Annotated in this window: 1 pseudogene; it reads right to left on the minus strand. The window is 69.6% G+C overall.

Annotated elements, in window-relative coordinates:
- Positions 1–253: pseudogene (locus FAZ79_RS11375) on the minus strand (glutamyl-tRNA reductase); the annotation flags it as partial.

A 253-nucleotide genomic window follows, 5' to 3' on the forward strand; every position in this document is an offset into this window, starting at 1 on the left:
TCAGGCCGGCCGACTGCAGGTGGCGCGCGCACAGCTCGATCGTCTCGCCGGCACCGATCAGCAGCGCGGTCTTTTCCTCGAGCGAACCGAAGATCTGGCGCGCCAGGCTCACGGCGGCGAAGGCCACGACACGGGGGAGGCACCGATCTGCGTGTCGGTGCGCACCTGCTTGGCCACGGCGAAGGTGTTCTGGAACAGGCGACCCAGGATCGGGCCCAGGGCATTGGCGTCCTGCGCGAGCGTGAACGCGTCC

It is taken from the genome of Guyparkeria sp. SB14A (genome assembly GCF_005096345.1).
GTDB classification, from domain to species: Bacteria; Pseudomonadota; Gammaproteobacteria; order Halothiobacillales; family Halothiobacillaceae; genus Guyparkeria; species Guyparkeria hydrothermalis.